Annotated in this window: 15 protein-coding genes and 1 other RNA gene; 5 read left to right on the forward strand and 11 right to left on the reverse strand. The window is 70.4% G+C overall.

Translation table 11 applies throughout. The annotated features are described in order from the left end of the window. Positions 1-54: 54 nt before the first annotated feature. From ssrA to pruA, 7 genes are all read right to left on the reverse strand, one after another. Positions 55-430, reverse strand: a transfer-messenger RNA (tmRNA) gene (ssrA, locus tag AB0N27_RS12795). 104 nt (positions 431-534) lie between these two features. Next, complete coding sequence (gene smpB, locus AB0N27_RS12800) at positions 535-1,014, reverse strand: SsrA-binding protein SmpB (protein WP_354817929.1); 480 nt, start codon at positions 1,012-1,014, stop codon at positions 535-537. A gap of 151 nt (positions 1,015-1,165) precedes the next feature. Further along, a complete protein-coding gene (ftsX, locus tag AB0N27_RS12805) occupies positions 1,166-2,041 on the reverse strand; it encodes a permease-like cell division protein FtsX (RefSeq protein WP_357980199.1) in 876 nt (291 codons plus the stop codon). Positions 2,042-2,109: 68 nt separating this feature from the next. Next, positions 2,110-2,790, reverse strand: coding sequence for a cell division ATP-binding protein FtsE (gene ftsE / locus AB0N27_RS12810; protein WP_030331491.1), 681 nt, complete (start codon positions 2,788-2,790; stop codon positions 2,110-2,112). A 118-nt stretch (positions 2,791-2,908) separates the two neighbouring features. Beyond that, positions 2,909-4,030 carry a peptide chain release factor 2 gene (gene prfB / locus AB0N27_RS12815; protein ID WP_354817923.1) on the reverse strand — a complete coding sequence of 374 codons (1,122 nt, stop codon included), beginning with the start codon at positions 4,028-4,030 and terminating at the stop codon, positions 2,909-2,911. A 118-nt stretch (positions 4,031-4,148) separates the two neighbouring features. Then, the gene (locus tag AB0N27_RS12820) at positions 4,149-4,664 is read right to left on the reverse strand and encodes a PadR family transcriptional regulator (RefSeq protein WP_364367681.1); all 516 of its coding nucleotides are present in this window, start codon (positions 4,662-4,664) and stop codon (positions 4,149-4,151) included. Between the two features lie 175 nt (positions 4,665-4,839). Then, positions 4,840-6,468, reverse strand: a complete 1,629-nt coding sequence (gene pruA, locus AB0N27_RS12825) for an L-glutamate gamma-semialdehyde dehydrogenase (RefSeq protein WP_364367684.1) — start codon at positions 6,466-6,468, stop codon at positions 4,840-4,842. 350 nt (positions 6,469-6,818) lie between these two features. On the opposite strand from pruA, the gene AB0N27_RS12830 reads away from it, so the two are divergent. Then, on the forward strand, positions 6,819-7,853 hold the full coding sequence (locus AB0N27_RS12830) for a hypothetical protein (protein ID WP_364367687.1): 1,035 nt from the start codon (positions 6,819-6,821) through the stop codon (positions 7,851-7,853). Positions 7,854-7,862: 9 nt separating this feature from the next. Here the strand turns inward: AB0N27_RS12830 and AB0N27_RS12835 are convergent, their stop codons facing one another. Further along, complete coding sequence (locus AB0N27_RS12835; protein WP_364367690.1) at positions 7,863-8,372, reverse strand: hypothetical protein; 510 nt, start codon at positions 8,370-8,372, stop codon at positions 7,863-7,865. Between the two features lie 215 nt (positions 8,373-8,587). Here AB0N27_RS12835 and AB0N27_RS12840 point away from each other — a divergent pair, with 215 nt between their 5' ends. After that, complete coding sequence (locus AB0N27_RS12840) at positions 8,588-8,815, forward strand: helix-turn-helix domain-containing protein (protein ID WP_030490852.1); 228 nt, start codon at positions 8,588-8,590, stop codon at positions 8,813-8,815. A 110-nt stretch (positions 8,816-8,925) separates the two neighbouring features. Continuing rightward, on the forward strand, positions 8,926-9,507 hold the full coding sequence (locus AB0N27_RS12845) for an Rv3235 family protein (protein ID WP_364367694.1): 582 nt from the start codon (positions 8,926-8,928) through the stop codon (positions 9,505-9,507). 101 nt (positions 9,508-9,608) lie between these two features. Here AB0N27_RS12845 and secA read toward each other — a convergent pair whose 3' ends face one another. Then, positions 9,609-12,533 carry a preprotein translocase subunit SecA gene (gene secA / locus AB0N27_RS12850; RefSeq protein WP_364367697.1) on the reverse strand — a complete coding sequence of 975 codons (2,925 nt, stop codon included), beginning with the start codon at positions 12,531-12,533 and terminating at the stop codon, positions 9,609-9,611. 168 nt (positions 12,534-12,701) lie between these two features. On the opposite strand from secA, the gene AB0N27_RS12855 reads away from it, so the two are divergent. Both AB0N27_RS12855 and AB0N27_RS12860 read left to right on the forward strand, forming a co-directional pair. Beyond that, positions 12,702-13,853, forward strand: a complete 1,152-nt coding sequence (locus AB0N27_RS12855; RefSeq protein ID WP_364367700.1) for a GNAT family N-acetyltransferase — start codon at positions 12,702-12,704, stop codon at positions 13,851-13,853. Further along, the gene (locus tag AB0N27_RS12860; RefSeq protein ID WP_364367703.1) at positions 13,850-14,962 is read left to right on the forward strand and encodes a GNAT family N-acetyltransferase; all 1,113 of its coding nucleotides are present in this window, start codon (positions 13,850-13,852) and stop codon (positions 14,960-14,962) included. Before AB0N27_RS12855 ends, AB0N27_RS12860 begins: the two co-directional genes overlap by 4 nt. A gap of 66 nt (positions 14,963-15,028) precedes the next feature. Here AB0N27_RS12860 and raiA read toward each other — a convergent pair whose 3' ends face one another. Together raiA and AB0N27_RS12870 are read right to left on the reverse strand one after the other, a co-directional pair. Next, positions 15,029-15,667, reverse strand: coding sequence for a ribosome-associated translation inhibitor RaiA (gene raiA / locus AB0N27_RS12865; RefSeq protein ID WP_364367706.1), 639 nt, complete (start codon positions 15,665-15,667; stop codon positions 15,029-15,031). 244 nt (positions 15,668-15,911) lie between these two features. Further along, positions 15,912-16,622: a ComF family protein gene (locus AB0N27_RS12870; protein ID WP_364367709.1), complete on the reverse strand. Its 711-nt coding sequence runs from the start codon at positions 16,620-16,622 to the stop codon at positions 15,912-15,914. Between the last annotated feature and the right edge of the window lie 4 nt (positions 16,623-16,626).

The raw sequence follows: 16,626 nt of genomic DNA on the forward strand, positions 1-16,626 counted from the left end.
CCCCGGACACGACGAAGCGCCCCGGCCGTTGGGGCCGGGGCGCTTCGCTCGAGGTGGTGGAGGTGCCGGGAATCGAACCCGGGTCCTTCGCCGGTTTGTCAGGGCTTCTCCGAGCGCAGCTCGCTGTGCCTCTACTCGGCCCCACCGCTCACGCGAGCAAGTTGGTGTGACGGGCCCAGTCGCTGATTGATCTCGCCGCACGGACCCCGCGACCGGGTCCGATTGGCCAGCCTTCTAGCTGATGCCGGCTACTGGGACGAAGGCGTTCCCAGGCCGACAGACTTAGCTACTCGCCTCAGGCGGCGAGAGCGAAGTCAGCGCGATTGTTCTTGGCGCTTATTGGTTTCCGACGACCGATTCTCGAGACGACGTCGGCTTCCTCGGCTCGCTTCCCCTGTCGCTGCGTACGAAGTCGAAACCAGTCACCCCCTCGACAGGCCGCCGATGTGGCGGCACTGACAAGACTAACGCTTGGCGCAACGGCTTTCATCCCGAGCCCCGGGCCGGCGCGCCGACCTGGACAAACGGGATGAATCAGTCGTCCATTCCCTTGCCGCGTCGACCGGACACCCGGGCGATCTCCCGGTCCGCGTCGCGCTTGGCGAGGTCCTGGCGCTTGTCGTACGACTTCTTGCCCTTGGCCAGGGCGATCTCCACCTTGGCCCAGCCGTCGGAGAAGTAGACCTGGAGCGGGACGATCGTCAGACCACCCTCGCGGGTCTTGCCGACGAGCTTGTCGATCTCACCCCGGTTGAGCAGCAGCTTGCGCGTACGCCGGGGCTCGTGGTTGGTCCAGGTGCCCTGGGTGTACTCCGGAATGTGCATGGCGTGCAGGTACAACTCGCCGTCACGTTCCTGCGCGAACGCGTCGACAAGCGACGCCCGCCCGGCCCGCAGCGACTTGACCTCGGTGCCGGTCAGCGCCATGCCCGCCTCGTACGTGTCGAGGATCGAGTAGTCGTGGCGCGCCTTCTTGTTGGAGGCGACCACCTTGCGCCCCTTTTCCCGTGGCATCGGTGCCACCCCCTCCCGTCTGACGTCACGGCCGCAGGTCACCCCGGCCGGACAACCGATCATGCTACCTGAGTCACAAGGACCCTCCCGCGCCGTTTATTTCCGGCCGCAGGAGGGTCCCCGGGAGACGACGGGACGCCAGGTACGGTGCCTAGACCCGCAGGTAGAACCGCAGGGTGATCCAGGCGGTGGCGGCGCTGACGAGGCCACCGACGCCGGCCATCAGCGGGAAGATGAACAGGATGTCACCCCAGCTGATCGGCGAGAGCAGACCCTGCAACGCGCTCAGTGATCCGTCGAAGAGCAGATACTTCGCCGCGATGAGCGCGACAAGGCCCAGCAGCGAGCCGATCAGGCCGGCCACGACGGCCTCCAGCACGAACGGCGCCTGGATGAACCAGTTGGACGCGCCGACCAGCTTCATGACCGCCACCTCGCGCCGCTTGCTGTACGCGGCCACCTGGATGGTGTTCGCGACCAGCAGCAGGGCGGCGATCGCCATCACGATGGCGGCGGCCAGCGCGATGTTCTGGATCGAGGTGAGGATGTTGAAGATCTTGTCCAGCAGGCGGCTCTGGTCGACGATCTCGTCGACACCGGCCGTGTCCTTGTACTGGTCGTAGATGTTCTTGTACTGCTCCGGGTTGTTCAGCTTGAGCCGGAACGACTCGGGCAGCTGGTCCGGCTTGACGGCGTTCACCAGGTCCGGCGCGTCCTGGTACATCTCCTTGAAGCGCTTGTACGCCTCATCCTTGTTGACGTAGAGGACCTCCTTCACCAGGGGGTCGCTCTTGAGCTTGCCATCCAGGTCGGTGCGCTCCTGCTCGCTCACCTCCTGGTTCAAGAAGATCGAGACTTCGATGTTCTTGTAGTAGAGGTCCTTCATGTCGTCGACCTGGCGGTACATGAGACCGCTGGCGCCGAGCATGGTCAGCGAGACCGCCATCGTGATGATCATCGCGATGGACATGGTCACGTTGCGCCACAGTCCGACCAGTACCTCGGACAGGACGTATTTCACGCGCATCGGGATTTCCTCCGGGTCTCCGGCATGAGGTGTTCGTCGTCAGGCTGCGAATGGGGTGGAGCGCCGACTCACCCGTAGACGCCGCGGGCCTGGTCACGCACGATGCGACCGCTCTCGATCTCGACGACGCGGCGGCGCATCTGGTTCACGATGTTGGAGTCGTGGGTGACCATCACGACGGTCGTGCCGGTGCGGTTGATCCGGTCCAGCAGACGCATGATCTCGATCGAGGTGTCCGGGTCCAGGTTTCCGGTCGGCTCGTCCGCCAGCAGGATCAGCGGACGGTTCACGAACGCCCGGGCGACGGCGACCCGCTGCTGCTCACCACCGGAGAGCTCGTGCGGGTAGCGGTGCTCCTTGCCACCGAGCCCGACCAGCTCCAGCACCTCCGGCACGACCCGGCGGGCAACCGCCTTGGTCTTGCCGATCACCTCGAGAGCGAACGCCACGTTCTCGTAGGCGGTGCGGTTCGGCAGAAGCCGGAAGTCCTGGAAGACACAGCCGATCGAGCGGCGGAAGTGAGGTCGCTTCCAGGACCGCATCGACGTGACGTCCTTGCCGTTGACGACGACGCGACCCTTGTTGGGGGCTACCTCGTGCAGCAGCATCTTGATGATTGTGGACTTGCCGGAGCCGGATGGACCGATGAAGAAGACGAACTCGCCCTTCTCGATCGAGACGGACACGTTGTCGAGCGAAGGCCGGGACGCCTTCGGGTACGTCTTCGTCACTTGCTCAAGCTGAATCACGGGTGGTGAGTCTACGCGGTGTAACAACTGAGCCAAGCCCCACGCCCCACAGATCCGGTGCGCGTCGTCGAATCAGGCCTCTACCTGGAGATCGATGACGCGCTCCGCCCGCGAACCGTCACGCACCGTCGCCAGCGAGTTGACGCTGCTTGCGCCAACGGATACCGGCCTCGATGAACTCGTCCAGGTCGCCGTCGAAGACGCCGCTCGGATTGCCGGTCTCCTGCTCGGTTCGGAGATCCTTCACCATCTGATACGGGTGCAGGACGTACGAGCGCATCTGGTCGCCCCACGAGCTGGTGCCGCCGCTCTTGAGGCCGGCCATCTTCTCTTCCTCCTCCTGGCGCTTGCGCTCCAGGAGCCGGGCCTGCAGCACCCGCAGCGCGGAGGCCTTGTTCTGCAACTGCGATTTCTCGTTCTGGCAGGTCACCACGATGCCGGTCGGGATGTGGGTCAGCCGGACCGCCGAGTCGGTGGTGTTGACGCTCTGCCCGCCGGGGCCGGAGGAGCGGTACACGTCGACGCGTACCTCGTTCTCCGGGATGTCGATGTGGTCGGTCTGCTCGGTGACCGGCAGGACCTCGACGCCCGCGAAGCTGGTCTGCCGGCGGCCCTGGTTGTCGAACGGGCTGATCCGGACCAGCCGGTGCGTGCCCGACTCGACGCTGAGCGTGCCGTACGCGTAGGGCACCTTGACCGCGAAGGTGGCCGACTTCAGACCCGCCTCCTCGGCGTACGAGGTCTCGTAGACCTCGGTCGGGTAGCCGTGGCGCTCCGCCCAGCGCAGGTACATCCGCAGCAGCATCTCGGCGAAGTCCGCCGCGTCCACGCCGCCCGCGCCGGCCCGGATGGCGACCAGTGCCTCCCGGGAGTCGTACTCGCCGGAGAGCAGGGTGCGGACCTCCATCTCCTGGATGGCCTTGGTCAGCCCGGCGATCTCCGTCTCGACCTCGGTGAGCACACCCGGGTCGGATTCGGCCTCGGCCAACTCCAGCAGCACCTGGGCGTCGTCGAGCCGGGCGCGCAGGCTGCCCAGCTTGCTGATCTCGCCGTTGACGTACGACAGCTGCGAGGTCACCTGCTGAGCCTTGGCCTGGTCGTCCCACAGATCGGGGGCGGAAGCCTCCTGCTCAAGGCGGGCCTTGTCCTCGTGGAGACGGTCGAGGTTGAGGACGGCCTCGATGTTTCGCAGGGTCGCGTCGAGTTCCTTGAGCTGTTCGGCGTAATCGGCAGCGGTCACGACAGACAAGGGTACTGCGCAGACGAGGAGTGAGCTTGCGAGCCCCGCAGCTCCGCGCCAAATCGGCACTGCGTCACGGAAGGCGCAGCTCGTTCCCTGTCGGCGGACCCGCCGGAGATCACCCGACGGGGGCGGACTTCAACCACGACAGCGCGGCCCGGTGGTAGGCGACGGCGAACTCCAGGGCGCTGGCGTCGTAGGTCTCGCCGTCCCGTTTGGCGTTCTTGACCTGTTCCCGGACCTGGGCGAGGGCCTCGGTGTGGTACTCGTTCGCGGAGGCGTACAGGCTCTTGAGCTGGCTGGCGGAGTGCAGGTTGCCGAAGGCCATCCGCAGCGCTATCGGGTTACGGATGGTGTCCCGCCCCGGGTTCTCCGCCAGCCAGCGGGAAAATGTCCGTTTCCCGGTTGCGGTGAGTGCGTACGGCTGGCTCATCCGCGGCCCCGGCTTACCGAGCCGCACGAAACCCCGCTCGGCCAGGACCGGCAACTCGCGGTAGACCTGACTGCGGGTCATCGACCAGTACGGCGCCAGACGGCGCTCAGCGGCGGCCATCAACTGGCCGCCTGTCATCGGGCCCTCGTGGAGGAGGCCGAGCAGGGCCGCCGCCGTAGGGTTGACTCCGGATTCCGCCATGGCCACTACGCTGCCACTTTGCGCACGCGGCGTCCAGGATTTGGCAGTTTGCCACCCGACAGGACTTCCTAAGTGCACTGTCGGCGACAGACTGTCCGTTGAGGACTATCGATGGATTGGATCGGCGGGCCGACCGCCGGCGGCACCGAGCGCGCCGCCGGCGGGTCGTCGCCGGTCAGCCCATGTGGGGGTACGTGTGGTCGGTCGGCGGCACGAACGTCTCCTTGATCGTGCGCGGCGACACCCAGCGGACCAGGTTCAGCCAGGAGCCCGCCTTGTCGTTGGTGCCGCTGGCCCGGGCGCCGCCGAAGGGCTGCTGCCCGACCACCGCGCCGGTCGGCTTGTCGTTGATGTAGAAGTTGCCTGCCGCGTACCGCATGCGCTCGCCGACCGAGTCGATCACCTGCCGGTCGGTGGCGAACACCGAGCCGGTCAGCGCGTACGGGGCGATCGACTCGGCCTGCGCGACCACCTCGTCGAAGCGGGAGTCGTCGAAGACGTGCACGCCCAGGATCGGCCCGAAGTACTCGGTGGTGAAGGTCTCGTGCGCGGCATCGCCGCACTCGAAGAGGGTCGGTCGGACGAAGTAGCCCACCGAGTCGTCGGCCGTGCCACCGGCCAGTACCCGGCAGGAGTCGTCACCGGCGATCAGCTCCAGGGCCGCGGTGTGCCTGGCGAACGCCTTGTCGTCGATCACCGCGCCGCCGAAGTTGCCGAAGTCGGCCACGTCGCCGTAGGTGAGCGAGTCGGCGGTGGCGGCCAGCCGGTCGCGCAGCCCGCCCTCCCAGAGCGAGCGCGGCACGTACGCCCGCGACGCCGCCGAGCACTTCTGGCCCTGGTACTCGTACGCGCCACGGATCAGCGCGGTGTGCAGCGCGTCCACGTCGGCGCTGGTGTGCGCGACCACGAAGTCCTTGCCACCGGTCTCGCCGACCAGCCGCGGGTAGCCCCGGTAGCGGGCGATGTTGTCGCCGACGGTCCGCCACAACTGCTGGAAGACCTTGGTGGAGCCGGTGAAGTGGATGCCGGCCAGGTCCGGGTCGGCGAGTACGACGTCGGAGACCTCCTCGCCCCGGCCGGTCACCATGTTGATCACGCCGGGCGGGAGGCCGGCGGCCTCGAACAGCCGCATGGTGAAGTGCGCGGCGAACTGCTGGGTCGGGCCCGGCTTCCAGATCACCGTGTTGCCCAGCAGGGCCGGCGCCGACGGCAGGTTGCCGGCGATCGCTGTGAAGTTGAACGGGGTGACCGCGTAGACGAAGCCCTCCAGCGGGCGGTGGTCGAAGCGGTTCCAGACACCTGGCGACGACGCCGGCTGCTCCTCGAGCAGGCGACGGGCGAAGTGCACGTTGAACCGGAGGAAGTCGATGAACTCGCAGGCCGAGTCGATCTCCGCCTGGATCGCGGTCTTCGACTGGCCGAGCATGGTGGCGGCGTTGAGGGTGTCGCGCCACGGGCCGGCGAGCAGCTCGGCGGCGCGCAGGAAGATCGCGGCGCGCTCCTCGAACGGCAGCGCCCGCCACATCGGGGCGGCGGCCTTGGCTGCCTTGATGGCGGCGTGCGCGTCGTCGTGGGTGGCGTGCGCCGTCACACCCAGCACGTGCGCGTGCTTGTGCGGCTGCACCACGTTGATCGGGTCACCGGCGGCCATCCGCTGCTCGCCACCGATGGTCATCGGCAGGTCGATGCGCTCCGCGGCGAGCTCGGTCAGCCGCCGCTGAAGCCGCTCCCGATCCCCGCTGCCCGGCTCGTAGTTGCGAACCGGCTCGTTGCGCGGCTCGGGTACGGAGAACACGGCGTCCATCAAGGCTCCTGGCGATCTCGACAGCAGTGGCGAAACCGGACCCGCGGGCACCGACCGGACGGCCGGACACCGGACGCCGCAGGACAGGGCCGAGCAGCGGCGGGACCTCCCCCGATTCTCCCATGCGAGGCCGTGCGCCCCACCTCGGCCACCTCCGTACGCCAAGGACCGCCCCACCCCTTCTCCCCTTACCGACCGGGCTCGATCCGACAGCCCGCAGCCATCGTGCGGCGGCTCGGCCCACGCCACCGGCGGAGCCGGACCGGGCGGCACCCGTCGGGTGCGACGGGTCACCCAGCGGGCCCGCGTACCCTGAATGGTCGGTGACCTGCCGCCTCGAAGGGGAGACGATGACCAAGCAGCCCGGCCGCGTCCCGGCCGTCGAGTCGGACGAGCCGGCGGTCGACGCCACCGACGGTCGGCCGACGCTCGCCCCCGGCGCGGCGGTGCTCGCGCTGCTGGCGCTGGGCTGGCTGGCCGCCATGCTCTGGTCCACCCGGGAGGCCACCACCTCGGCAGCGGCCGGGGTCACCGCGATCAGCCTCTCCGCGTTCGCCCTGCCCGGCGTGATCTCGGCCGCGCTGGTGGCCGGGGCGGCCGTGGCGCTGGCCGGCGGCAACCTGCTGGCCCGCCGCTACGGCGACGGGATCACCCTGCGTTTCGTCGGGGCGATCGGCGCCGGGATGGTGGTCGGGCTGGCCGCCGCGCTGGCCATCAACCTCACCTACTTCGACACCTCGACCACGAACGTGATCGCCGGCACCACGGCCGCCGCCGCGATCATCGGTGGCGCGATCGCCGGCGCGCGCTCGGCCCCGACGGTCGGCGCGGTGGTCACCGCCGCGCTCGGCACACTGCTCTTCGTGGTGGCGTTCAGCCAGGCCCGCGACCCGCTGTTCGACCTCTTCGGCGCCGGGGACACCCAGGAGTCGCTGGTCAACGCCGCGAAGTGGGTGTCGCGTACCGAATCGCTCGTCGCCGGACTGCTCGCGGGGCTGCTCGCCTTCGGCTACCTGAGCTGGGCGCGGCGTCGGGCCGTCCGCCACGATCCCGAGACGCCCGCGCTGCGCTGGCCGGCGTACCTGCTCGCCGGCGCCGGACCCGGGCTGCTCCTGCTGCTCGCCGAGGTGATCATCCGGATCGGCGGCCGTTCCCTGCTGGACCTGGCCAGCGCGCTCAGCGAGGCGGACGCGGTGGCGCAGACCTCACTGGGCACCTCGCGGGTGGACAACGGCATCTGGGTGCTCTTCGTGGGCGCGCTGACCGCGCTCATCGCGTTCGGACGCACCCTCGGGCCGGCGCACACCGACGACGACGAGCCGGTCGACTCCCCCGCCGACGCGGACGACCCGACCGACGCCGTCGAGGCGGACCGGGCCCGCTGACCCGGCCGCTCAGCCGGCCGCGCGCAGCAACAGGTCGAGTTCCGTCACGTCGTACCACTCCAGCTCGTGGTCCTCGGCGCCGTCGACTGTGAACTGGGCGTCCGGGTCGCCGGCGGCGGCCTCGGCAACCACGTCGGCCGCCGCGGCGATCTCCTCGACGGCGTCCGCGCCGTCCACGTGGATCGCCGCCACGGCGGCGACAGGCACGACGTCGGCCAGCGTCACCATGCTGGATCCCAGCTCGCCGTCGCCCCGCCCGAGCGCTGCCGGCGGCAGGTCGGCCGAGACGACGACCCGGCGGCGGGGCGCGCCCGGGTCGGCCCGGAGCAGGTGCAGCGCCTCCTGGGCGGCCCTGGTGAACGCCACGTACTCCAGCTCCTCCTCGTCGCCCTCGGCATACCACTCGCGCAGCGCCGGCGTCACGGCGTGCGCCTGGTCGGCGCTCAGGCCCTGCTCGCGCAGTCGAGCCAGCATCGGTACGGTCGCCGGTACGTACACCCGGACAAGCTCCTGGTTCACCGGTTGTCTCCCCGCTCGGTCCTCCACCGGCGGCCGCCGGCACGGGCGCAGATCATGCCGCACGCCGTGACCGTCATACACCGCACCTCCGCTCGGTGGAAGTTCCTCGCCGGTGTGTCAGCAGTCGCCGGTCCCGCGACCGGGCGGTCCGGCGCTGGGCTCTCCGCGCTGTCGATGGCAAACTGAACCAAACGACATCAACCCCGGGAGTGTCCGTGGAGCCCAGGTTCCTGCTGCTGTCCGACGTCGCCGCCGAGCTCAACGTGTCGGACTCGCAGGTCTACCACATGGTGCGCAGCGGGGAACTGCCGGCGATCAAGATCGGCGGGCGTGGCCAGTGGCGGGTGGAGCGCGCCCGGCTGGAGGAGTACATCGCGCGCAAGTACGACGAGACCGCCGACTGGGTGCAGAGCAATCCCCTCGTCGACCGCGATCCGGAGTAGCGCCGCCGCCGTCCCGCCCTTCGACGACGCCATTGACCCGGGCGGTCCGATCGCCCAGAATCGATGAGTCGAAAGCAAACGAAGACAAACGCAAGATCGAGAGGGCTGCGATGAGTGAGCGTCCGTCCCGACCACCCGTACGGCTGCGCCCCGCCCCACCCATCGACCCCCCGTACGCGGACGAGGCGGAGGGACCCTATTGGCCGGCGCCGACCCACGGCCAGCTCGCCCTCGACCTGTTCGCCGCCTCCCGCCAGGAGCAGGCCCGGCCACCGCAGCGTCGCCGCACCCTCCGCCCGGTGCCCAGCAGGCCGACCGGCCACCCGGGTGCGCCACTGCCGTCCACCACCGCCTCCGAGGCGACCCGGGCGGCGCACCGCTTCGTCAGCACCTGCCTCGAGGTTGTCAACGGCTACCGCTCGCCGGCGCAGGTGCGGCCACTGCTCGACCCGGCCCGCTCCGGAGAGCTGCTGATCGAGCTGGCCCGGGCCTCCGGACGGACCGGCGTGACCCGCCGCCGCGCCGCGCGGCCGCTGGCCCGGCTGCTCCGCCTGCGGGTCTGCGAGATCGGGGACGCCGCGGTGGAGGCCGCCGCCGTGCTCACCGGCGACGGCGGCCGGAGCTGGGCGATGGCGCTGCGCCTGGAACACCGCAGGGGCCGCTGGCTCTGCACCGCCCTGCACGTCCTCTGACCACCCACCGGCACGGCTCAGCGGCCGGAGCCGGGTGAGCCCGGATACGCCGACGGGCCCCGGCCAGAATCGGCCGGGACCCATCGCTCGAGCTGCTTCGGTCAGTTGCCGCCGTTGGGGGCGCCGTGGCAGCGCTTGTACTTGCGGCCCGAACCGCACGGGCACGGCGCGTTGCGCGACGGGCCGTTGGAGGCGTCCGCCTGACTCGGCGCCGGACGGCGCGAGCCGGCCGTCGGAAGCGCCGGGCCACGCAGCCCGGAAGCCGGCCGCTGCGGGGCGGACGGCGCGCTCTGCCCCGGCGACGCCGGGGCGCCCTGAGCCGGGCGACCCACACCGAGCGCGGGCGCCTGCTGCTCGGCCTGCTCGACCGCCACCGCACCCGGGCTGGCCTCGCCGTCGATCGTGGGAGCCGAATACTGCAGGCCCTGCCGCTGCGGAGCGCGGTTGAGGCCCTTGGCCCGGATCTCCACAGGCTTGTCCAGGAGCGTGACCTCCTCCGACTCCGCGGGCTCCGGCTCGGTCACCTGGACGTCCACGTTGTAGAGGAAGCCGACAGTCTCCTCCTTGATGCCGTCCATCATGGTGGCGAACATGTCGAAGCCCTCGCGCTGGTACTCCACCACCGGGTCCCGCTGCGCGTACGCCCGGAGGTTGATGCCCTCCTGGAGGTAGTCCATCTCGTAGAGGTGCTCACGCCACTTGCGGTCGATCACCTGGAGCAGCACCATCCGCTCGAGCTGGCGCACCCCCTCGGTGCCGAGCTGCTCCTCGCGCCTGTCGTACGCGGCGTGCGCGTCCTCCTTGAGGCGGGCGACCAGGAAGTCGGCGTCCATGCCGGCCCGGGAACCGCCGGCCTCCTCCTCCAGCTCCTCGATCGTCACGCCGACCGGGTAGAGCTGCTTGAGGCTGGACCAGAGCTGCTCGAGGTCCCAGTCCTCGCCGTAGCCCTCCGAGGTGGCACCCCGCACGTACGCCTCGACGGTGTCGTCGATCATGTTGCGCACCTGGTCGGAGAGGTCCTCACCGTTGAGCACCCGGAGCCGCTCGGCGTAGACGACCTGCCGCTGCTTGTTGAGCACCTCGTCGTACTTCAGCACGTTCTTACGGATCTCGGCGTTCTGACCCTCGATCTGGGCCTGGGCGCTCTTGATCTGCCGGGTGACCATCTTCGACTCGATGGGCACGTCCTCCGGGATGTTGAAGCGCTCCATCACCGCCTCGACCGCGCCGGCCCGGAAGCGCCGCATCAGCTCGTCCTGCAGGGACAGGTAGAAGCGGGACTCGCCCGGGTCACCCTGCCGGCCGGCGCGACCGCGCAGCTGGTTGTCGATCCGCCGGGACTCGTGCCGCTCGGTGCCCAGCACGTACAGGCCACCGGCGGCGGCGACCTCCTCCGCCTCGGCGTCGCAGGCCTGCTTCCAGGTGGGCAGGACCTCCTCCATCGCCTTGGCGTACTCCTCCTCGTTCTCCAGCGGGTCGAGGCCACGCTGGCGCAGCTCGTTCGCGGCGAGGAACTCGGGGTTGCCGCCGAGCAGGATGTCCGTACCACGGCCGGCCATGTTGGTGGCCACCGTGACGGCGCCCTTGCGCCCGGCCTGGGCGACGATCTCGGCTTCCCGGGCGTGGAACTTGGCGTTCAGCACGTTGTGCGGGATGCCCCGCCGACGCAGCAACTGGGAGAGGATCTCCGAGTTTTCCACCGAGACGGTGCCGACAAGCACCGGCTGGCCCATCTGGTGCCGCTCGGCGATGTCCTCGATCACCGCGTTGAACTTGGCCTTCTCGGTCTTGTAGATGACGTCCGGCCGGTCCTCGCGGACCATCGGGCGGTGGGTCGGGATGCTCACGACGCCGACCTTGTAGACCTTGTTGAACTCGCTCGCCTCGGTCTGCGCCGTACCGGTCATCCCGGACAGCTTGTTGTAGAGGCGGAAGTAGTTCTGGAGGGTGATGGTGGCCAGGGTCTGGTTCTCCTGCTTGATCTCCACCCCCTCCTTGGCCTCGATCGCCTGGTGCATGCCCTCGTTGTAGCGGCGGCCGTGCAGGATGCGACCGGTGAACTCGTCGACGATCAGGACCTCACCGTCGCTGACGATGTAGTCCTTGTCGCGCTTGTACAGCTCCTTGGCCTTGATGGCGTTGTTGAGGTAGCCGACCAGCGGAGTGTTCACCGACTCGTACAGGTTGTCGATGCCGAGCCGGTCCTCGACCTTGGCCACGCCGCGCTCGGTCACCGCGATGGTGCGCTTGGAGTGGTCGACCTCGTAGTCGCCCTCGCCGTCGGTGCCGGGCTGGAGCCGGGCCACCACGCCCGCGAACTCGCCGTACCAGCGGGCCGAGTGCTCGGCCGGACCGGAGATGATCAGCGGGGTGCGTGCCTCGTCGATGAGGATCGAGTCGACCTCGTCGACGACGGCGAAGTTGTGACCGCGCTGGACCAACTCGTCCTTCGACCAGGCCATGTTGTCGCGCAGGTAGTCGAAGCCGAACTCGTTGTTGGTGCCGTACGTGATGTCGCACTCGTAGGCGGCCTTGTGCTCGCTGGCCGGCCGGTTGGGCAGCACCACGCCGACGGTCAGCCCGAGGAACTCGTGCACGCGACCCATCCAGGCCGCGTCGCGCTGGGCGAGGTAGTCGTTGACGGTGACCACGTGCACGCCGTCGCCGGAGAGCGCGTTGAGGTAGACGGCCATGACCGAGGTCAGCGTCTTACCCTCACCGGTCTTCATCTCGGCGATGTTGCCGAAGTGCAGAGCCGCGCCGCCCATCACCTGGACGTCGTACGGCCGCTGGCCGAGCACCCGGGCGGCCGCCTCGCGGGCCACCGCGAACGCCTCCGGCAGCAGGTCGTCGAGGGTTTCACCGTCGGCGAGCCGCTCCCGGAACTGCTCGGTCATGCCGCGCAGCTCCTCGTCGGTGAGGTTGACGTAGTCGTCCTCGATCGAGCTGACGGCATTGGCGATGGCCTTGAGCCGCCGCACCATGCGGCCCTCGCCCGCGTTAAGGACCTTTTCCAGAATCGACACGGATCAACGCTCCCCTAGACAGTCTCGAACCATCGTAGGCGCTCCATCGGCGCGATGGTCACTGGTGGCGGTGCTCCGTCCCGCCGAACCCGACATAACTCGCGTCCGGGTCGTGCGCCGGACGTTATCCGGTTACGCCGTCGGCGAACGTTCCGGCACTATGCACGAGTGGAGCCCGTGGAGATCATCGAGGACGGCGTACTGCTGCGACCCTGGCGGAACGCCGACGCCGACGACGTGCACCGCGCCTGCCAGGATCCGGACATTCAGCGCTGGACCACCGTACCGCGCCCGTACCTTCCGGAACACGCGCACGGCTTCGTCACCGAGCTGAGCGGACGTGCCTGGGCGGAGGGCACCGGTGCTCCGTTCGCGGTCTGCGACCCCGCGTCCGGCGAGCTGCTCGGCTCGTGCGGCCTGGTCTCCATCGACGGCGGCGGCACCGGCGAGGTCGGCTACTGGACGGCCCCGTGGGCGCGCGGCCGGGGCGTGGCCGTCCGGGCGACCCGGGCGGTGGCCCGCTGGGCCCTCGGAACGCTCGGGCTGCGCCGGCTTCTCTGGCAGGCCGAGGTGGGCAACCACGCCTCCCGCCTTGTCGCGCTCCGGGCCGGGTTCCGGATCGACGGACGACTGCGGCTCGGCCGACCGGCGCCGGACGGCCTCCAGGACGGCTGGGTCGGCTCGCTGCTGCCCGGCGAGGTACCCGAACAGGGGTCGACCGGGCCGGCCGGGCCGGGCACCCTGGCCGCTCGGCGGGCCGCCGTCTTCGGCCGCCCGCAGCCCCCGCTGTTCGCCACCGCCGGAGCCGGCGAGCTGCGGCTCCGCCCGCTTGAGGAGCAGGACCTCGACGCCCTGGTGCGGACCTGCCGAGACCCGGAGACCGTCCGCTGGACCACGGTGCCGGACCCGTACGACCACGCCGACGCGCGGTGGTACCAGGAGCACTGCCGGGAGCTGTGGGCCCGCGGCGACGCCGCATGCTTCGCGATCGCCGACCCGGCCGACAGGTACGTCGGCTCGATCGACCTTCGGCTCTCCCCGGTCGACCCGTTGCTGGCCGACGTGGGGTTCCTGACGGCGCCCGACGCCCGTGGCCGCGGCGTCATGCCCGCCGCGTTGCTGGCGCTGAGCGCCTGGGGGTTCACCGCGCTGGGTCTGGCGCGTGTCGAGTGGAAGGCGCACGTGGGCAACAACGCCTCCCGCCGGGTGGCGGAGAAGGCGGGCTTCTCGTTCGAGGGGATCGCCCGGGGTGGCATCCCGCACCGGGGCGAGCGGGCCGACGTCTGGGTCGCCGCGCTGCTCGCGGATGACCTGGCATGACGCCGCCGCAGGTGATCGAGGCGTACGGGGTGCGGCTGCGGCTGTTCCGCACCGAGGACACCGCCGACGTGGTCGACGGCTGCGCCGATCCGGTCAGCCAGCGGTTCGTGCCGAACCTGCCCTCCCCGTACACCGAGGTCGACGCCCGCTGGTGGATCGACGTCGGCGCCCCGGCGACCTGGACCGGCGGTGGCGCCGCGTACGCCGTCGCCGACCCGGCCACCGACCGGCTGCTCGGCGCGGTGGGTCTCAGCAACCCGGTGCCCGAACGGGGTCAGGCCGAGATCGGCTACTGGGTGCGGCCCGAGGCGCGCGGACGCGGGGTCGCCACCGCGGCGACCCGCGCGCTGAGCGACCACGCGTTCGCCACCGGAACCGCCCGACTGGAACTGCTCACCGAGGCGGCAAACGGCCCGAGCCAGCGGGTCGCGCTGGCCGCCGGCTTCCGTCACGAGGGGTCGCGCCGGTCCGCCGGGTCCGGCCGCGACGGGGGCCGGCACGACCTGCTGGCCTGGGTACGTCTCGCCGACGACCCACCGGGCCCGACCGCCCGGCCGCTGCCCGACCTGCCCGACGGGGTGCTCACCGACCGGGTGGTGACGCTGCGCCGGCTGGCGCCCGACGACGCGGAGCTGATGTACCGGCTGCACAGTCGGCAGGAGGTCGTCGCGAACCAGGCGCCGCCGGTGCCACCGGCGTGGGAGGCGATCGAGCGGCGCTGCCTGCTCGCCGAGAGCGGGTGGCTGACCGGCGACATCGCCCGGCTGCTGATCGTCGACGCGGCCACCGGCGAACCGGCGGGCAGCTGCGGGTTGTCGTTCACGGACGCGGCCAGCGGCGAGGCCTCGGTCGGTTACGCGCTGCTGCCCGACTGGCGGGGCCGGGGGTACGCGACAAGGGCTGTCCGGCTGCTCGCGGCGTGGGCCTTCGGCTCGGCCGGTGTCGCTCGGCTTGTCGCGGGCACGGTGCCGGACAACGGCGCCTCGCACCGGGTCCTGGAGCGGGCCGGCTTCCACAGGGAAGGCCTCCAGCGCGGCCGCCTGCCGGGACTGGACGGCAGGCGTCTGGACGACCTGACGTTCGCACTGCTCCCCGCCGACCTGCGCTGAGAGCGATCACGGGGTTGCGGTGGGCTGCCCCACCACGACCCCGTGATCGATCGGCTCGGCTGCCGGTCAGGTGGCGAGGGAGATGATCCCGTAGTCGTAGGCGTGGCGCCGGTAGACGACGCTGGGACGGCCCGTCTCCTTGTCCTGGAACAGGTAGAAGTCGTGGCCGACCAGTTCCATCTCGAACAACGCGTCGTCGATGGTCATCGGCTCCGCCGGGTGCACCTTCTCCCGGGCGATGTGCCACGGCTGCTGGGCGTCGTCCTCCTCCTCGACCCGCTCGGCGACGGCCGTGCCGGCGCGTGCGCCGTCACCCGGCGCGCTGAGCGGGGGGGCCACCAGATCCGCGACAGGAAGGCCTGCGGTGGCGGCGGCGACGGAGATCGGAGCGTGCCGACCCCTGTGTACGCGGCGACGGTCGGCCGCGCGGCGCAGTCGGGTGTCGAGCTTCGCGATGGCGGCGTCGAGCGCGCTGTAGAAGTCGTTCGTGCACGCCTCGGCCCGAATCACCGGACCCCGGGAAATGCAGGTGATCTCCACCCGCTGGCAGTGGTCGGCCTGGCGCGGATTGCGCTCGTGAAACAGCTCGACATCGACACGAATAAGTTTGTGGTCGTAGCGTTCGATCTTTGCGAGTTTCTCGGCTACGTGCACCCGGTAATGGTCCGGCACTTCGACGTTGCGGCCCTTGACCACGATGTCCACGTGACCTCCCTTGTTCGGACGTCTTCGATCCGGTAACCCGGTCGCGCGCCGTGGGAGACCCGCTGGCGTCGACCGGACAGTGCGGCTACGCCTCCTCTCACCGCCGGGGGCGGGTGGAATGGACCTCCTACCCCCGACAGGAAAACGCTAACGCCTGTTCGCCCGGCAGTCACCCCATGTTGCCGAGACCGCCCGAGATTTTTCGCAGCTCATACACCAACGGGTGAAACGGAAACACTATCGGTTACGAACGGACTCTTTTCTCGGTCGCCGCGAGCACCGCCGCGACACCCGGTGCCGACCCGGTAGCACCCAGCACGCGGGCCGCCGCGGCCAACGTGACCCCGGTCGTCACGATGTCGTCGAGGAGCACCACTACCGGCGCGACACCCGCCGCACCGGCGCCTATCGGCGCGGCCGAGCGCCGTCGGAACGCCTCCTGCGCCGCCTCGGCCCGGCCCGCGCTGTCAAGCGTCACCGAGTCGGGTCGGGGCAGCGCACGCAGCGGCCGGTGCACACGGACCGACCAGCCGCTCCGACGAAGGCGTGCCGCGCAGTGCCGCGCCAACCGGTCCAGGTGATCGCCGTACCGGGCCCGGGCCGCCGCCGCCGTGTCCGGCACCGGAACCAGCGCCACCTGTCGTCTTCCGTCGCCGACGGCCGTCGCGACGACCTCCGCCAGCAGACCGCCCAGTGGACGGGCCAACCCGTGCCGCCCATGGTCCTTGTACGCCAGCAGGGCCTCCCGCAGCGGGCCGGCGTACGGACCGAGGGCGACACACGGTGGGAGGCCCGCCGGGGCGGGGGTGGGACGTACCGGCCCGGGACGAAGCGCGTCGAGCGCCGTCACGCAGGACGGGCAGACCCCGTGCCGCAGGCCGGACCGGCGTTCCCGACAGCCCGCGCAGTCGGCGGGCAGCACCAGGTCGGTGAGGTCCGTCCAGAGCCCGCGCATGGTG

This window comes from Micromonospora sp. NPDC093244 (assembly GCF_040683695.1).
Lineage (GTDB): Bacteria > Actinomycetota > Actinomycetes > Mycobacteriales > Micromonosporaceae > Micromonospora.